Annotated in this window: 13 protein-coding genes; 6 read left to right on the top strand and 7 right to left on the bottom strand. The window is 72.7% G+C overall.

What is annotated here, in order from left to right; all coding sequences use genetic code 11:
• Positions 1-17: 17 nt before the first annotated feature.
• From DMA15_RS02715 to DMA15_RS02705, 3 genes are all read right to left on the bottom strand, one after another.
• Entirely contained in the window at positions 18-1,436 is a 1,419-nt protein-coding gene (locus tag DMA15_RS02715) for a lipase family protein (protein ID WP_125511053.1), read from the bottom strand.
• Positions 1,437-1,572: 136 nt separating this feature from the next.
• The gene (locus DMA15_RS02710) at positions 1,573-2,319 is read right to left on the bottom strand and encodes a DUF4239 domain-containing protein (protein ID WP_125511052.1); all 747 of its coding nucleotides are present in this window, start codon (positions 2,317-2,319) and stop codon (positions 1,573-1,575) included.
• 63 nt (positions 2,320-2,382) lie between these two features.
• Positions 2,383-4,005: a hypothetical protein gene (locus DMA15_RS02705; RefSeq protein WP_125511051.1), complete on the bottom strand. Its 1,623-nt coding sequence runs from the start codon at positions 4,003-4,005 to the stop codon at positions 2,383-2,385.
• A 291-nt stretch (positions 4,006-4,296) separates the two neighbouring features.
• Between DMA15_RS02705 and DMA15_RS02700 the strand changes: the two genes are divergently transcribed.
• Positions 4,297-5,904, top strand: a complete 1,608-nt coding sequence (locus tag DMA15_RS02700; protein WP_240659657.1) for an AMP-binding protein — start codon at positions 4,297-4,299, stop codon at positions 5,902-5,904.
• Between the two features lie 135 nt (positions 5,905-6,039).
• Entirely contained in the window at positions 6,040-6,714 is a 675-nt protein-coding gene (locus DMA15_RS02695) for an alpha/beta fold hydrolase (RefSeq protein ID WP_125517221.1), read from the top strand.
• On the opposite strand, the gene DMA15_RS02690 is transcribed toward DMA15_RS02695, so the two are convergent.
• Positions 6,692-9,145, bottom strand: coding sequence for a SpoIIE family protein phosphatase (locus DMA15_RS02690; protein ID WP_125511049.1), 2,454 nt, complete (start codon positions 9,143-9,145; stop codon positions 6,692-6,694). The genes DMA15_RS02695 and DMA15_RS02690 overlap by 23 nt on opposite strands.
• A 210-nt stretch (positions 9,146-9,355) precedes the next feature.
• Between DMA15_RS02690 and DMA15_RS02685 the strand changes: the two genes are divergently transcribed.
• On the top strand, positions 9,356-10,435 hold the full coding sequence (locus DMA15_RS02685) for a S1 family peptidase (RefSeq protein WP_125517219.1): 1,080 nt from the start codon (positions 9,356-9,358) through the stop codon (positions 10,433-10,435).
• Between the two features lie 232 nt (positions 10,436-10,667).
• Here the strand turns inward: DMA15_RS02685 and DMA15_RS02680 are convergent, their stop codons facing one another.
• The 3 genes from DMA15_RS02680 to DMA15_RS02670 all read right to left on the bottom strand — a co-directional run bounded on the left by DMA15_RS02680 (position 10,668) and on the right by DMA15_RS02670 (position 12,940).
• A complete protein-coding gene (locus tag DMA15_RS02680; protein ID WP_125511048.1) occupies positions 10,668-11,300 on the bottom strand; it encodes a hypothetical protein in 633 nt (210 codons plus the stop codon).
• Entirely contained in the window at positions 11,297-12,097 is an 801-nt protein-coding gene (locus DMA15_RS02675) for a DUF2071 domain-containing protein (RefSeq protein WP_125511047.1), read from the bottom strand. Before DMA15_RS02675 ends, DMA15_RS02680 begins: the two co-directional genes overlap by 4 nt.
• Positions 12,098-12,169: 72 nt before the next feature.
• Positions 12,170-12,940 carry a UbiA family prenyltransferase gene (locus DMA15_RS02670; protein ID WP_240659656.1) on the bottom strand — a complete coding sequence of 257 codons (771 nt, stop codon included), beginning with the start codon at positions 12,938-12,940 and terminating at the stop codon, positions 12,170-12,172.
• Between the two features lie 135 nt (positions 12,941-13,075).
• On the opposite strand from DMA15_RS02670, the gene DMA15_RS02665 reads away from it, so the two are divergent.
• From DMA15_RS02665 to DMA15_RS02655, 3 genes are read left to right on the top strand one after another with little or no spacing between them, the layout of a single operon-like run.
• Positions 13,076-14,269 carry a 3-oxoacyl-[acyl-carrier-protein] synthase III C-terminal domain-containing protein gene (locus DMA15_RS02665; RefSeq protein ID WP_164551670.1) on the top strand — a complete coding sequence of 398 codons (1,194 nt, stop codon included), beginning with the start codon at positions 13,076-13,078 and terminating at the stop codon, positions 14,267-14,269.
• Positions 14,270-14,278: 9 nt separating this feature from the next.
• Complete coding sequence (locus DMA15_RS02660) at positions 14,279-14,794, top strand: isoprenylcysteine carboxyl methyltransferase family protein (RefSeq protein WP_125511045.1); 516 nt, start codon at positions 14,279-14,281, stop codon at positions 14,792-14,794.
• Positions 14,791-15,822, top strand: a complete 1,032-nt coding sequence (locus DMA15_RS02655) for an NAD(P)/FAD-dependent oxidoreductase (RefSeq protein WP_125511044.1) — start codon at positions 14,791-14,793, stop codon at positions 15,820-15,822. Before DMA15_RS02660 ends, DMA15_RS02655 begins: the two co-directional genes overlap by 4 nt.
• The last annotated feature ends 3 nt before the right edge of the window (positions 15,823-15,825 follow it).

Here is a 15,825-nt window from a genome sequence, read left to right as displayed (position 1 = left end):
CGAGGGCCACCTGTGGGTCACTTGTCGAGCAGCAGATAGGGCTGATTGGCGACGATCTCGCCGTCGTACATGGTGATCAGCTCGTTCACCCGGGTGCGGTACGGCAGTTGGTCACCGCGCAGCGTGGTGGCGTACGCCTGTGGTGAGTGCGACAGGGGGTAGTCGTACGTCTCGTCCACCCACGACAGTTCGAGCCAGGCGTCGGGCACGCTGACGGCCGAGGCCGGACCGCGCCCGTCGAGGCCGGGGATGACGTCGTGCTTGTTGACGAGACTGACCACGCGGACGGTGGGATCGACCGCGCGCTTGGTGTCGATGGGTGAGCCGACGGTGATCACATGGGTGAGCCGGTACGTGGACACGAAATCCAGATCGGACGCCAGGTTCATGGCGGTGATGCCACCGAGGCTGTGCCCGACGATCATCAGCTCGGCACCCTCGGGCACCCCCGCGCGCACCAGGAGGTGTTTGATGGAACGGGTGTACGTGGTGTCGGCGCGCAGCAACCCGTCGAATGCCCCGACGAGATCCTGCGGGCCACGGTTCCTGAGGTGTCCGAAGCTGGTGCCCGGCAGCAGCAGGACATATCGCTCCGTGCCGTCGGCGCCACGGACCCGGCGCAGCAGCGCCAGACCGTGGTTGCCGAGAGCGGAGATGTCGTCGATGTAGCGGACGATGTCGTTGTCGGAGCGGGCGAGGACACGAGCGAGCAGGGTGTCCGCCTCGGCGCGTTCGGCCCGGCCCGAGCCTTGGTTGAAGCGCTGGAGCACTCCGCGGGGCAGCCCGAGCAGGGGCTCGGTGGTGGGCACGCCGCCGGCCAGGGTGACCCAGGCGAAACTGTCGTTGGTGGGGTTCTCGTCGAGGAGCGCGAGGAGCGCGAGCAGTTCCATGATCACGGGGCTGAGGGTGGTGAGCGTGCGGGTGACGCCGAGCAGCTGCACCAACTCCCGTGCGGCCCGCAGCGCTTCCACTCTCCGCCCGGCCACGACGGCGTCGGTGAGGCGCTTGGCGAGCGGCACGGTCAGGTTGGGATGCTCGCCCGTCGCGGCTTCGATGCGCAGGGTGAAAGCGTCGACGGCCATCGTCACCGGGGCCGCCTCGCGCCGGGTGAGGGTGCCCAGGGACCGGACGATCTCGCCGACCGCGCCGCCGTTGACGGCGAACCCGAGCCCCCTGGAGTTCGTCACGGCGCGCCCCACGGCCAGCGCCGTGCCCAGGCCCCACACCGGGTGGCGGACGGCTCGCACCCCGAACCGCCAGCCGGAGCAGGCCGCGGTCAGCTCCGCCCCGGTCCTCCGTGCCGCCAGGGCCGCGTCCGCGAGGAGGACCGACGCCTCGATCAGGAGAGCGGGGTCGGTGCGACCCGTCGCCGCGTCGGCGTACGGCGCACCGGCCGGGGCCCGCTCGGTCACCTCGCCCGCCGTGTCGGCTGTCATCGTGCCCACCTCGCTCCAGGGTCCCGGGGATCTCAGCCGGTCTCTCCGTAGTAGATCCGGCGGACCGGCGTGAGGCAGGGCCGCTGCGACCGTTCGGGTGCATCACGGTGTGTGCGCGCCGGGCTGAACGCGGCGGTCAGGTGCCGGGGAAGTACAGGCTGAATGACGACGAGTCGACCGCCATGGGGCCCGTGAACGGCTGGTCGAGCTGGTAGATGAGCAGCACGGTCAGGGTGATCAGGCCGGTGAGGCCCATCACCATGACGACATGGGTGGCGCTGCGCTGGATGCCGAACATGAACATGAAGGCGATGGTGAGCAGCCCGCCGGTCAGCAGGCCGAACCAGAGGACCGGCGACAGGCCGTCGCGTGCGTCCGCCTCCCGCCCCCGGCGCGCGTCGTTCAGGAGCCAGAGCTGGGTCAGCACTTCCCCCACGGTGGCCTGCTGGATGGCCTTCGCGTCGGCGGGCAGCTGGTTCGCCGTACGGACGTTCCGCAGGAGGTGCCAGCCTTCCTGGGGCGGCGGCCGCCCTTCCGCCAGGGCGGGCAGTTCGACGCGGACCGTGTGCCGCACGTACTGGGTCACGCTTTCGCGCAGGCGCAGCGCGTCGGCCGCCGGCAGGCTGTCGGCGAGCTGGTAGATCTCGTGGGCCGCGCTCGCCTCCTCGTGCACGTGCTCCTCCGCGCTGGACCGGCCCTCCCAGACCGACACCAGCGAGAGCCCCAGCAGCAGCGCGTACAGCACGCCGACCATCATCGCGATGTACTCGGCCACGTCCTCGCGCGGCTCGCAGTCCTCGTTCGGCCAGAAGCGGTGGCGTACGAGCACGCCTGCGGCAGCCAGCAGGGACACGCCCAGGACCAGCCCGATCGTCTCGGTCATCTACGCCCTTTCTGCGGCCGGTGCGGCTACGGGGGCACCCTCGGATCACTTCGGACCCTCGGATCACTTCACACGGGAGCCGAGAAGGACCGCCGCCAGGACAGCCGGGAGGATGACGAGGAACAGGAGGGCGAGCAGGCCGATCCCGGTGGGGCCATGTCCCGGACGATAGAGGCCGTCGAGGATCGCTACATCTTGAGCGGCCTGCCGCGGCTGCACCGGTGCGACGCTGGTGGTACCGGGGTCCAGGAGCGGCGGCGGGGCCACTCCGGCCACGAAGGGCGGCGGGACGACCCCGGCCGCGAGCGGCGGTGGGGCCACTCCGGCGGGGGGCGGGGCCGGGGGCACCCCGGCCGGCACGGGGGCCGGGGCCGCACCGGCCGGGACGGGTGGCGGGGCTGCTCCGCCCGGGGGGAGCGGTGGGGCCGCCCCGGCTCCGATCGGCGGTGGGACCGCTCCGGCCGGCGGACCTGGTGGGGCTGCCCCCGCCCCGAGCGGCGGAGGGACCCCCGGCGCTCCGACCCCCGGCGCTCCGACCCCCGGCGCTCCGACCCCCGGCGCTCCGACCCCCGGTGCCCCGGCCCCCGGTGGGGCCGCTGCCCCGGCGGGGAGAGGAGGACCGGCGGGCGCGCGCAGCAAGGGCGGCGGGACGAGCGGGGCGACGAAGGGGGGCAGGAAGAACCCGGCCGCGGGCGCCGCCGGAGGGGAGACGGGCCGCGCGGCGGCGGGAGGAGGAGCGCCCCGCTGCCCGGCCGGAGTTCTGGGCGGAGAGGGAGGACGGGCGTTCCCCCGCCCGGCCTGGTCCCTGGACCGAGGCGGGCGAGGCGGTGGGAGAGGAGGGGGCTGGACGCGAGCGGCCTGGACAGGAGGCGCCAGGAGGGTGAACTGTACCGAGGAACGTGCCGTGAGGCGCGGAGGAGGGACAAGCGCGCCGGAGCGCCCCAGCGTCGGGGTGCGGTCACCGGCTTCGGCGAAACCCCTGCTCACATAGGTGCCCGGCGCCGCACGGGCGTGCGAGCGGCATACCGCGGAGCGTCCGGGCGCGATCTGCGGCACCACCGGCCGGCCGCCCCCGCAGTCCACAACCTTCGCCTGCGGCAGCGCGTCGCTGACCCGGACGTCGTGCACGACCCGGTCTCCCCGGTTGGCGACGACGTACTGGATGACGCCGAGCTGCTGGGTGACACCGACCGTCTGGGCGAGGGCGAGGGCACCTCCGATACCGCGGTATCCCGCCCGTGCGCGGGCCCGGGACTCCATGTTCAACGACGGGATACGGCCGACGGCGGTGACGTCGGCCGCCCGCACCCCGGGGAGGGCCCGTGACTCGGCCGCACACGTGGTCGAGCTGAGACCGCGCAGCATCGCCACCGTGCCGCGGCCCCCACAGGTGACGGCCGTGCCCCGGGGGAGGGCGGGGTCGGTCACCCGTACGTCATAGAGGTCGGCCCCCGTGCGATTGATCAGGCGGTAGACCTTGTGCACCGGGTCACCGACCCTGATGCCGGGCTCCATCGCTCCGGTTCCCGGCCGGGAGTTGACGTTCACCTGCAGTGCCAGGCCGCCGTTCCCCGCCCCGTCGGCGGTCGCACGCCCTCCGCCCGGCAGGGCGACGGCGCAGACCAGGATCAGCAGTGCGAAGAGGTGAAGAGGCCACGCGCGCTCCTTCTTCCTGCGGGTACGCATGCCGTCATGCTCGACGACGACCACATGCCGGGCTGAACGGAACGCGCCCCCTGCACGGTTGCGGTGTGATAATCACCCCCATGGCCCTCGATTGCCACCGCCATAGCGCCCGCAACGGTCGCAAGAGTCGGCGTGAGGGCACCGGGTGCGAATGTCCGCGCCCCGCACGGCCCGCTGACGGCCGATCACAACCTCTCCGACCTGCTGCCGGGGCATGATACTCCGTCAGTCGATGGCCGAAGTCGCACCCTCCGGGGCCACACCTCCTGAGCAGCATGTTTGCATGTGTCCATGATCGTTAACGCACAGCAAACATCCTCGTCGCGGACCTACCTGGACCACATCCTGGAGCACTGGCACAAGGACGAGGACGCCGAGGCACTCGTCCAGGGCGGGTACCGGCTGACCCGGGGGGAGGCGCGGCGGCGACTGTTCAAGCTGGGGCACGCGCTGCGCGGGCAGGGGCTCGTGCCCGGCGACGGAGTGGGGCTCTTCCTGGCCAATCGCGTGGACTCCGTCCTGGTGCAGCTCGCGGTCCATCTCATCGGCTGCCGCGTCGTGTTCCTGCCGCCCGAGCCGGGCCCCGGTGAACTCGCCGCGCTGGTCGAGCAGTCCCGGGCGCGCGCCGTGGTCACCGACCCGCTCTTCGCCGAGCGCGCCGCCGACGCGGCGGGCCGCAGCGTCCACGCCCCCACGCTGCTCAGCCTGGGGCCCTGCGAGGAGCCGTGCACGGACCTGCTGGCGGTGGCGGCCGCATGCCCGGCGGAGCGCCCCGACGGCGTGCCCGCACCCGGGGCGGACGAGGCCGTCACCGTCCTCTACACCGGCGGCACCCTGGGCCGCCCCAAGCTCGCCGCCCACAGCCACCGGCTCTACGACACGCTGGTGGACCTGGCGGAGGACGCCCCGCGCGACGCGCGCCCCACGGTCTTCCCGACCATGGACCCGGACACGGACCGGGTGCTCGTCTCCACGCTCCTCACCCACGGCAGCGGCCATCTCACCTCGGTCCAGGCGCTGGTGACGGGGTCCGCCCTCGTCGTGCTGCCCGAGTTCGAGGCGGGCGCGGCGCTGGCGGTGCTGCGCGAGGAGCGGATCACCGCCACCATGTTCGTGCCGCCGATGCTGTACGCGCTCCTCGACCACCCGGAGTGCGTACCGGGCGCCCTCCCCGCGCTGCGCCGGATCGTCGTGGGCGGCGCGGCCTCCTCGCCCAGCCGGCTGCAGCAGGCGGTCGAGGTCTTCGGACCGGTGCTCAGCCAGGGCTACGGGCAGTCGGAGGCACTCGGCATCGCCGCGTTCGGCGCGGAGGAACTCGCCTCGGAGGCACCCCGGCGGCCCGAGCTGTGGCGCAGCTGCGGCCGCGCGATATCCGACACCGATATCGAGATCCGCGGCGAGGACAGCGCGGCGGCGCTGCCCGTGGGCCGGGTCGGCGAGGTGTGCGTCCGGGGCGAGACGGTGATGCTCGGCTACTACGAGGACCCGGAGCGTACGGCGGAGGCACTGCACGACGGCTGGCTGCGCACGGGCGACATGGGCTATCTCGACGCCGACGGCTACCTGTACCTCGTCGACCGGGCCAAGGACATCATCGTCACCGGCAGCACCAGCGACAACGTCTACTCCAGGGTCCTGGAGGACTTCCTGCTCACGCTGCCCGGTGTGCGCAACGCGGCGGCGCTCGGCGTGCCGGACGAGGAGTACGGGGAGGCCGTCCAGGTCTTCCTGGCCACGGCCGAAAACGCCGACGTCGACCCGGGCGCGGTCGGCGCGGCGGTGACCGCCGAGTTGGGCGAGCTGTACACGCCACGCAAGACGGTCCTGCTGGATCAGCTGCCGACGACCAAGGTCGGGAAGGTGGACAAGAAGGCGCTGCGCGCCGCGTGGGTGAGCTGAATCCGGTCCGGCCCGGTAGAGGGGGCGGAGGGGGCCAGCCGTGACGGTTCTGCGGTGAAACTGTGCCCCCGTGCGGGTGAGTGCACGCTCCTGTGCCCGCCGTCGCGCGGGCCCGGGAGCTAGAACCGTCCCGTGATGAAGAACTTGCTGCGCACCGTCCCCGCGTTCGTCCTGGGCGCGGTGCCGCTCTTCCCTCTGCCCGCCGCCGCGCAGACCGCGGCGCCGCACCCCGACCCGGTCGTGTTCGTGCACGGCTACGGCTCCAACGGCTCCACCTGGAACGCCATGGCCGACCGCTTCCGCGCCGACGGATGGCCGAAGGCCCGCCTGGACCAGTGGAGCTACGACACCGCCCAGTCCAACGCCACCACCGCCACCAGGCTCGCCCAGGAGATCGACCGCGTCCTGAAGGCCACCGGGGCCAAGAAGGTCGACCTCGTCACCCACTCGATGGGCGCCCTGCCCTCCCGCCACCACCTCAAGAAGTCCGGCGGTGTCCGCAAGAAGGTCGACGCGTTCGTGTCCCTGGCCGGCCCCAACCACGGCACCGACATGGCCCGCTGGTGCGGCAGTCCCTCCTGCGTCGAGATGCGCCCGAACTCCGCCTTCCTCACCAGCCTCAACGCCGGCGACGAGACCCCCGGCAAAGTCCGCTACGCCACGTGGTCCTCGGAGTGCGACCAGATCGTCCCCCAGGCCAGCACTCCCTTGACCGGCGCGGCCAACACGAAGACCGGCTGCCTCTCCCACACCCGGGTGCACACCGACGCGGGCGTCTACCGCCAAGTCAGGGCGCACATCGACTCGTAGGGCTCGCGGGGCTCGTAGGGCTCGTAGGGCTCGTAGGGAAGGCCTGTTCGGTCCAGATGGTCTTGCCGGAGCGGGTGTAGCGCGTTCCCCACCGCTGGACGAGCTGCGCGACGATGAACAGGCCGCGCCCGCCCTCGTCGTCCTCACCGCTGTGGCGCAGGTGCGGTGAGGTGTGGCCCCGGTCCGAGACCTCGCACAGGAGGGTGCGGTCACGGATGAGGCGTACCTGGATAGGGCCTTCGGCGTATCTGACCGCGTTGGTCACCAGCTCGCTGACGACCAGCTCGGTCGCGAACGACAGCTCCCCGAGGCCCCATTCGTGCAGCTGCTGGGTGGCCAGCTCCCGGGCGCGGCCCGCGGAGACCGGCCGCGCGGGCAGCTCCCAGTCGGCGACCCGCGAAGTGTCGAGTTGGCGGGTACGGACGAGGAGCAGGGCGGTGTCGTCGGCCGTCGAGCCGTCCGGCAGCAGTTCCGCCACCGCCCGGTCGCAGAGGTCTTCGAGTGAGGCGTGCCGGTCGCTCAGTACGCGCCCCAGGGTGTCGAGTCCGTGATCGATGTCGCGGTCACGGGCCTCGACCAGGCCGTCGGTGAAGAGAGCCAGCAGACTGCCCACCGGCAGCTCGACCTCCAGGGACTCGAAGGGCAGGCCGCCGAGGCCCAGGGGCGGACCGGCCGGCAGGTCCGGGAAGGACAGCCGCCCGTCCGGGTCGACGACCGCGGGCGGCAGATGCCCGGCTCTGGCCATGACGCAGCGCCGCGAGACCGGGTCGTAGACCGCGTAGAGACAGGTCGCCCCGGTCGTCACATCCGCGTAGGCGTCGCCGGACGTGCCAGGGTCCCCCCACTGCTCGTCCGCCGACTGCGCCACCAGATCGTCGAGCCGCGACAGCAGCTCGACGGGATCCATGTCCATCTGGGCGAACGCGCGCACGGTCGTCCGTAGCCGCCCCATGGTGGCGGCCGCCTGCAGACCGTGGCCGACCACGTCCCCGACCACGAGTCCGACCCGGGTCCCGGAGAGCGGGATGACGTCGAACCAGTCACCGCCGACCCCCGTCACGTCGTCCGTGGGGAGGTAGCGGTAGGCCAGGTCGACCGCCGACTGCTCCGGCACCTGGCGCGGCAGCAACTGGCGCTGGAGGGCGAGGGACGCGGTGCGCTCACGGGTGAAGCGGCGGGCGTTGTCGATGGATACGGCCGTACGGGCGACCAGCTCGTCGGCCAGCGCCACCTCCCCGCTGTCGAAGGTGGCCGTACCGGCGTCGCGCATGAAGGTGACGAGCCCCAGGATGCTGTTCCCGGCCCGCAGCGGCACCACCAGGGTCGTGTCGTCGAGCACGAGGCCGCCTGAGGAGAGGCTGCGGTCCTGCGGCGAACCGGACGGGTACTCCACGGGCGGAGGCCGCCGTTCCGCCTTCTCCTGGCCGGTCGCCTCGGCCGTCTTGGCCCCCTCGGCTTTTTCGGCGGAGTAGCGGGCGACCCGTACCAGAGACATCGCCGCCGCGCCGCTGGTGGCCGGGACCTCGCCCTCCAGTACCGCCCTCGCGAGGTCGACCGTCACCGTCGCGGCGAACTCCGGCACCGCCACCTCGGTGATCTTCTCGGCGGTGACCACCACATCGAGGGCGGCCCCGATCCCGCGGCCCGCTTCGACGAGCAGGGCGAGCCGCCGCTGGGCCTTGTAGCGGTCGGAGATGTCGAACGCGTCCTCGCACACTCCGAACACGTGTCCGTCGGCGTCCTGGAGCCGGTAGTAGGCACAGGACCACAGGTGGTCGGTCTCCGGATCGCTCGGCGGCCGCCCCTGGAAGTGCAGATCGAGGAATGACTCGCCCGTCTCCAGTACGTGCCGCATGACCGCGTCGAGGGTGGGCGGATGCCCTTTGCTGACGAACTTCCCCTCGGAGTACAGCTCATCGGCCCGAGCGCCGCGGAACTCGGCGAACGGGCGCCCCATGTCCCCTTCGTACGCCGCGTTGCACCAGGTCAGACGGAGGTCGGTGTCATAGATGGCGAGGCCTACGGGCGACCGGGTGGCCAGTCCGTGCAGCAGGGCGAGGCGGGACTCCCACAGCCGCAGGTCCCGCAGCTCCGTGACGACGACGACCCGCATCGCGTCCCCGGCGCCCGCCAGGGCACACACCGCGGTGGCCACCACCAGCTCTCGCCCGTCCCGGTGCCGGGCGAGGCAGATCTCGTTCCCCAGGAACTCGGGCGGGGGCGGAAGGGCGGAGGACGCCGGATCGGGTGACAGCAGCAGCGTGGCCAGCGGCCGACCGACGATCTCCTGCGGCCGGTACCCGAGCAGCCGCTCCGCCGCCGGGCTCCACCCGATGACCACGCTCCGCGCGTCGACGACCGCGGTGGCCGCCCTTGTGACGTCGAGGGGACCACGAAAGTCAGCACTCTGCTCCGCATTCCATGCAGTCATGACGCCACACCAGCCCCGTTCATCCCCTACAGAATCGACCGTCCCCGAGACGGGCACAAGTTGAACGCAACTCGTGTCCCGTCCGTATCCAGGGACCGAACGCGTTTCCGGCTCCGGTCGGCGAGCGGACTCTGCATTCCCACAGGAGGCGACGAGTTGAGGCACAAGCGAATACCCAAGCGAAAGGCCGTTCTGGCCGGAGCCGCGGCGATGGGCGCGGCCACGGTGGGTGTCCTGTTGCAGCACGCCGGTGCTGCGGAGCCCGGGGCGGAGGGTGCCGCGGGGCCCGCGGCACAAGCACAACAGGTCAGCGCGGCGTCGGCGACACGGCTCGCCGAGCGATTGGCCCCCCGGCTCGGCGACGCATATGGCGGAGCGTTCTACGACGGGGACGAGCGACGACTCGTCGTCAACGTCGTGGGCGACGACGAGGACGCGAAGGCGCGGGTGCGCAAAGCCGGGGCGGTGCCGCGCAGCGTCCGCAACAGCGCGGACACACTGGGGGCTGCCACGCGGACGCTGGCCGGCCGGGCCGACGTGCCGGGGACCGCGTGGGCCACCGACCCCAGGACCAATCAGATCCTGGTCACGGCCGACCGCACGGTCACCGGGAAGAAGTGGGGCAGGCTGGAGGCGACCGTCGCGTCGCTCGGCACGGGAGTGGCCCGCATCGAGAAGTCCGCGGGAGAGTTCAAGCTCTTCGCCTCGGGCGGTGACGCCATCTTCGGAGGCGGCGCGCGCTGCTCGCTCGGGTTCAACGTGACGGCCGAGGACGGGAGCCCCGGCTTCCTCACGGCGGGACACTGCGGCGTCGCCGCCCAGCAGTGGTCGGAGGACCCGAACGGGGCGCCCATCGGCACCGTCCAGGCGGCCACGTTCCCAGGGGACGGTGACTTCGCGCTCGTCACGTACGACGATCCGGCCGCGGCCGCGCCGGGAGTGGTCGATACGGGTGACGGCCAGACCACTCAGATCGTTCGGGCCGCCGACGCGGCGGTCGGGCTGGAAGTGGCCCGCATGGGCAGCACGACCGGGCTGCGAGAGGGAGTGGTCACCGGGCTCAACGCCACGGTGAACTACCCGGAAGGCACTGTCACCGGGCTCATCCAGACCGACGTCTGCGCCGAGCCGGGAGACAGCGGGGGCTCGCTGTTCACCCGCGACGGCAGCGCGATCGGCCTCACCTCGGGCGGCAGCGGCGACTGCACGGCGGGCGGCGAGACGTTCTTCCAGCCCGTCACCACGGCGCTGGCCGCGGTCGGCGCCGAGATCACCGCCGGTGACGGCTGAGCGCGGGGGGAAGCGGGCCATGCGCCCCCGCCCGCGGTGCGTATGAGCGGACCGAGGTCATTGGACGGGAGGTTCTGGGACTCGCGCGGATTCAACGCGCTGTCCCGGCCGCGTCGACTCTGATGGGGCGTCACGTCCACCCGGCCCAACGGCGGGAAGATGCTCCTTCGAGTCGGCACTGTCCGAGCCTTGACCGGTGGCTGCGGCCCAGCACCAGGCGCCCGGGCCACCCCTACTCGGGTCCGAGCGCGATCGTGGTGGTGACCCGGGTGACGGCAGGATTTCTCGGCACCGAGCTGAACCCGAAGCGCACGGGCGGTTCAACGGGGGCCAACGCACCGAGATCGGTGCCCTCGAAGGCCGCCGTCACCGCGCGGATCGGCCGCAGGTCCCGGGCCCCGTACCACTCACGACGTCCCCCGATGGTGCTGCCGCGGGTTCGAACCCCGGGCAGCAGCAGGCCGGCGAACCGGTCCGTCAGCGCGCTCCACGCCGGACGGCGGGCGAGCGCGCCGGGAACGGCGCGCAGCAGTAGCCCGAGGAGCCCTCGCCGGCCGGTGGTGAAGCGCAAGTCGAGTGGTCCGGCGGCCACGGTCCACGAACCGGCGGCGCGGCCGACCTCTACCGGGACAACGCGTACGGTGTCGAAGGTGTAGGTGCCGCCGACAAAGTCCGCCGTCTCCTGCGTGGGGGCCAGCAAGAGCCGCTCCCCGTCGGCCCGTTCGAGCATCACATCGCTGAACGGCCCGAACGGCGACCGGGGCCAGTGGCCGAGCACGATGCGGGTCCCGGACGAGGTGCCCATGCCCGCGATCCATCCCTCGAAGCGCAGCAGCGGGCGCCGCCTGACTCTGCTGGGTCTCATCCGGCTCCATCCCACTGGTCTCTGCTCGTAGAACCTCGAGGTGCCCCGGCGTTACGACGGCGCGGCGGCCGCCCGCGATCAGCGAGAGCCCACCGCGACGGACGGGAGGGCCCGAGGCGCACATCCCTGACTCCTCGCGAGAAGTGCACCACGGGATCGCCGAGAGGGGCGGGAAGGCCCGCTGCGGTCGTCAGTGTCTCCTCCAGCACCTCGACGGCGGCCTCGGCCAGCGGCCACGGCTCGTGCTCGACAGGGGTCTCCCAGAGCATGCCCAGTCGGCGCGTGTACGCCCGCCGGCGCGCGGTCATCCAGACGTCTCTCTCCGCCGCCCGGACCGGGTCGCCGTGGCGGACGACCATGCGGTAGGAAGCCCCGTCGGCCCACCGCGCACCCGCGTACGTGACGGTGTTCCCGCTCACGGACACGCTGAGAGTGCCCGGGTGGTACGGCGCACCGACGGCCCGGGCCGCCACCATCAGGGGGCAGGCGACCTCCAGGGACAGGAACCACAGCCCGTCCCGCCCGTTCCGGTGGCGGACGTAGGTCCGCAGGTTGGTCTCCGCGAAGGCCGGGAGTCCGGGCAGCGCCCTGGGGGTCCCGGGCGGGCGCACCCCCGCCATGACAAAGGGCGTGAGTCCCACCCAGGCGGCCCCCTCGTACTCGTCCAAGGCCAAGTCCTCGGGCACCAGAGGCCGCACGGCCTCCGGCCGGAAGGGCCAGTGGACGAAAGTCTGCGTCAGCCACGCGGCCCGCAGCGCGGGCAGACGCACCCGGGGATTCGCCCGATATCCCACCATATGGAGCCCATGCCCCAGGTGTGGCGACCGGAAACGCACAGCACCCGCCCTGCCTGGCCGGGGCGCCCGGGGTCATGCCATGTCCGAACCTCGTAGCAACAGCAGCGCCACCGCCATGCCGGACGCCACGATCGCCGCCCGGAACGGCCATCGGCTCCGCGCCCCCGACGGCAGGGCCGTACCCGTGACGGCGACGATCACTGCGGCCGTCGCCAGTACCCGATCGGGGATCCCTCCTGCCCCGGGCGCCCCCGCGACGAGCACGCCCACGGCCGCCAGCATCACGAAGGGGGCCAGCCACCGGCAGGCCGGACGGCCCAGCCGCTGCGGCGCTCCGCGTACACCGGTCGCGAGATCGTCCTCGATGTCGGGAAGGACGTTCACCAAGTGCGCCCCCACCCCCAGCAACGCCCCCGCGGTCACCGCCCACCAGGCGGGCCAGGACGGCGTGGGCAGGCCGAGAGTGACGAAGGCCGGCAGCGCGCCGAAGGCCGTGGCATAGGGCAGCGGCGAGAGCACCGTGTGCTTCAACCTCAGGTTGTAGGCCCATCCCGCGGCGACCATGCCCAGGTGCGCCGCTCCCGCGGCGGCGCCGCTCAGCAGTGACAGCGGCACGCACAGCGTCAGCGCCGTCCCGGCCGCGAGCGCTACGGCCCGGGAGGAGAGTTCGCCGGTGGCCACCGGCTTGTCGCGGCGCTCGCACACCGTGTCGCGCCGCGCGTCGGCCGCGTCGTTGCACCAGCCCACGGAGAGCTGACCGGCCAGCACGGCCGCGGCCACCGCCACCGACCCCGCCGCCCCTCGGCCCGCCGCCACGGCCAGGGCCGTCACGAAGACCGTCACGGCGAGCGCCGGCCCCGGGTGACAAGAGCGCAGCAGCGCCGGAGCACGGCGTGTCGTGCGCGAGAGAACTCCAGATGGGTGGAGAGACACGTGGGCAAGGTAATCAGTGCCGCCGGTGCGGGAGGCATTACCGGCATGCGTGTCCCCGTGCTCGTCGACCCCGCCGCTTCCCTGTCCGCTGTCCCGGTCCGGACGTCAGCGCCCGCCGTGGCGACCACGATCGCGGCCGTCCACACCGCGCTGCCCCCGCACCGTTACCCCCAGGACGACCTCGTCGAGCCGATCGGTGACCTGTGCCTGCCCCCGGGGGCGGACCGTGCTCTGCTGCGCCGTCTGCACGCATCCGCCGGTGTACGCACGCGTCATCTCGCCCTGCCGATCGAGGCGCACACCGGCCTCGGCGACTTCGGGCAGAGCAACGACGCGTGGCTGAAGGTGGGTCTCGAACTGGGCGAGGAGGCTCTCACCGGCGCGTTGAAGAAGGCGGGGCTGGACGCGGCGGATATCGATCTGCTGGTGTGCGCCTCCATCACCGGCGTCGCCGCTCCGTCGCTCGACGCCCGGCTGGCCGGGCGTATAGGGCTGCGGCCCGACATCAAGAGACTCCCCGTCTTCGGCCTGGGCTGCGTGGCGGGGGCCGCCGGCCTCGCCCGGGTGCACGACTACCTGCGCGGGCACCCCGACGACACCGCTGTCCTGCTCACCGTCGAACTGTGCTCGCTGACGCTCCAACAGCGCGACGACTCCCGCGCCAACCTCGTCGCGGGCGCCCTGTTCGGCGACGGTGCGGCAGCGCTCGTCGCACGCGGCAGCGGCGCAGTCGGCTGCGGCACAACCGGCAATGGCGCAACCGGCAGCGGCACAGCCCACGGCGGCACGGAACCGGAGCCTGCGGGGCCCTCCGTCGTCGCCACCCGCAGCCGCCTGTACCCGGACACCGAACAACTCCTGGGATGGGACATCGGCGCCGGCGGATTCCGTGTCGTGATCGACGCCGCGGTCCCCGGCGTCGTGCGGGACCACCTCGGTGGGCACCTGCGCGCCTTCCTGGCCGAACACGGCCTCACCGTCGACGACATCGGAACCTGGGTGTGCCACCCGGGAGGCCCCAAAATCCTCTCCGCGGTCACCGACACCCTCGGCCTGCCCGACGATGCCCTCGACCCCACGTGGCGCTCCCTGGCGTCGGTGGGGAACATGTCCTCCGTCTCCGTACTGCACATCCTGCAGAACATCCGGGAGTCCCGTCGGCCCGAGCCCGGCACGTGGGGGCTGCTCCTGGCGATGGGGCCGGGATTCTGTTCCGAACTCGTCCTACTGCGCTGGTGAGTGAGGCCCATGACCTGGTACACGCTTCTCGTGCTCGCCGTCGCCGCTGAGCGCCTCGTCGAGCTGGTCGTCGCCCGACGCAACGCGGCACGCGCCTTCACCAGGGGAGGTGTGGAGCACGGCCAGGGCCACTATCCGGCCATGGTCGTCCTGCACCTGGGCCTGCTCACGTGCTGCCTGCTCGAACCCGCGCTCGCCGCCCGGCCGTTCCTGCCCGCCCTGGGGTGGCCCATGCTGGCGCTCGTCCTCCTGGCGCAGACCCTGCGCTGGTGGTGCGTCACCACACTCGGGCCGTACTGGAACACCCGGGTGATCGTCGTTCCCGGAGCACACCTGGTCGGTGCCGGGCCCTATCGCTTCCTGCGCCACCCCAACTACGTCGCGGTCGTCGTGGAGATCGCCGCCCTGCCGCTGGTGCACTCCGCGTGGCTGACCGCGGCGGTGTTCTCCGTCGCCAACGCGGTGCTGCTCACCGTACGCATCCGTTGCGAGAACACGGCCCTCGGCCAAGCGGTGCCCGCGTGAGCGGCGGCCACGACCTGCTGATCGCCGGGGGCGGACCCGCCGGCCTCGCCACCGCCCTGCACGCCGCGCGCGCCGGCCTCGACACCGTCATCGCCGAGCCACGCCCGATACCGGTCGACAAGGCGTGCGGTGAGGGTCTGATGCCCAGCGCCGTGCGCGCCCTCACCGCCCTCGGCCTGGAGATCCCCGGCCAGCCCCTCACCGGCATCCGCTATATCCAAGGCCCCCGCCAAGTGCAGGCCGCGTTCCGGCACGGCCCCGGCCTCGGCGTGCGCCGCACCGGCCTGCACAGCGCCCTCCACCGGGCCGTCCTGGACGCGGGGGTGCCCGTACTGCCTCTGCGGGTGGAGGAAGTACGACAGGACGCCACGGGCGTGACCGTCCCCGGCACAGGACTGCGCGCCCGGTGGCTGGTCGCCGCGGACGGCCTGCACTCACCCGTACGCCGCTCCCTCGGACTGGGGGTGAGGACCCGGGGCACACCCCGGTACGGACTGCGTCGGCACTACGCGGTGCCCCCGTGGTCGCCTTACGTCGAGGTGCACTGGGGAGCGCACGCGGAGGCGTACGTCACCCCGCTCGGCCCGGAACTCCTCGGCGTCGCCCTGCTGACGACCCGGCGAGCCCCTTTCACCACTCAGCTGGAGAGCTTCCCCGAACTGGCGGCGCGCCTCGCCCCGGAGACGGCCGTCACGGCGGTGCGAGGCGCGGGGCCACTGCGTCAGAGAGCCCGCACCCGCGCCCACGGGCGGGTACTGCTGGTCGGCGACGCCGCCGGATACATCGACGCGCTGACCGGCGAGGGTGTCTCCCTCGCCCTTGCCGGCGCCGAAGCACTGATCGCCAACCTGCGCCGTGGCACACCGCATCGCTATGAGAGCGACTGGAGCCGAGCGACGCGCCGCCACCGGCTCCTGACCGACCTCCTGATCAGGGCCCGGCAACAACCCGTGCTCGCCCCGCACATCATGCCCACGGCCGCACGCCTGCCGCGCCTGTTCGCGGCAGCGGTGAACGCCCTGGCATGACAC

Source organism: Streptomyces sp. WAC 01529 (assembly GCF_003945545.1).
Lineage (GTDB): Bacteria > Actinomycetota > Actinomycetes > Streptomycetales > Streptomycetaceae > Streptomyces > Streptomyces anatolicus.
This window is presented reverse-complemented; position numbering and strand designations above follow the sequence as displayed.

What these genes read in the sequence shown, in the direction of transcription:
- DMA15_RS02685 (WP_125517219.1), top strand. Translation starts at nt 9,356, where the DNA reads ATGGGCGCGGCCACGGTGGGTGTCCTGTTGCAGCACGCCGGTGCTGCG.
- DMA15_RS02690 (WP_125511049.1), bottom strand. Translation starts at nt 9,145, where the DNA reads ATGACTGCATGGAATGCGGAGCAGAGTGCTGACTTTCGTGGTCCCCTC.
- DMA15_RS02700 (WP_240659657.1), top strand. Translation starts at nt 4,297, where the DNA reads ATGATCGTTAACGCACAGCAAACATCCTCGTCGCGGACCTACCTGGAC.
- DMA15_RS02665 (WP_164551670.1), top strand. Translation starts at nt 13,076, where the DNA reads ATGCGTGTCCCCGTGCTCGTCGACCCCGCCGCTTCCCTGTCCGCTGTC.
- DMA15_RS02675 (WP_125511047.1), bottom strand. Translation starts at nt 12,097, where the DNA reads ATGGTGGGATATCGGGCGAATCCCCGGGTGCGTCTGCCCGCGCTGCGG.
- DMA15_RS02660 (WP_125511045.1), top strand. Translation starts at nt 14,279, where the DNA reads ATGACCTGGTACACGCTTCTCGTGCTCGCCGTCGCCGCTGAGCGCCTC.
- DMA15_RS02695 (WP_125517221.1), top strand. Translation starts at nt 6,040, where the DNA reads ATGAAGAACTTGCTGCGCACCGTCCCCGCGTTCGTCCTGGGCGCGGTG.
- DMA15_RS02705 (WP_125511051.1), bottom strand. Translation starts at nt 4,005, where the DNA reads ATGCGTACCCGCAGGAAGAAGGAGCGCGCGTGGCCTCTTCACCTCTTC.
- DMA15_RS02710 (WP_125511052.1), bottom strand. Translation starts at nt 2,319, where the DNA reads ATGACCGAGACGATCGGGCTGGTCCTGGGCGTGTCCCTGCTGGCTGCC.
- DMA15_RS02715 (WP_125511053.1), bottom strand. Translation starts at nt 1,436, where the DNA reads ATGACAGCCGACACGGCGGGCGAGGTGACCGAGCGGGCCCCGGCCGGT.
- DMA15_RS02680 (WP_125511048.1), bottom strand. Translation starts at nt 11,300, where the DNA reads ATGAGACCCAGCAGAGTCAGGCGGCGCCCGCTGCTGCGCTTCGAGGGA.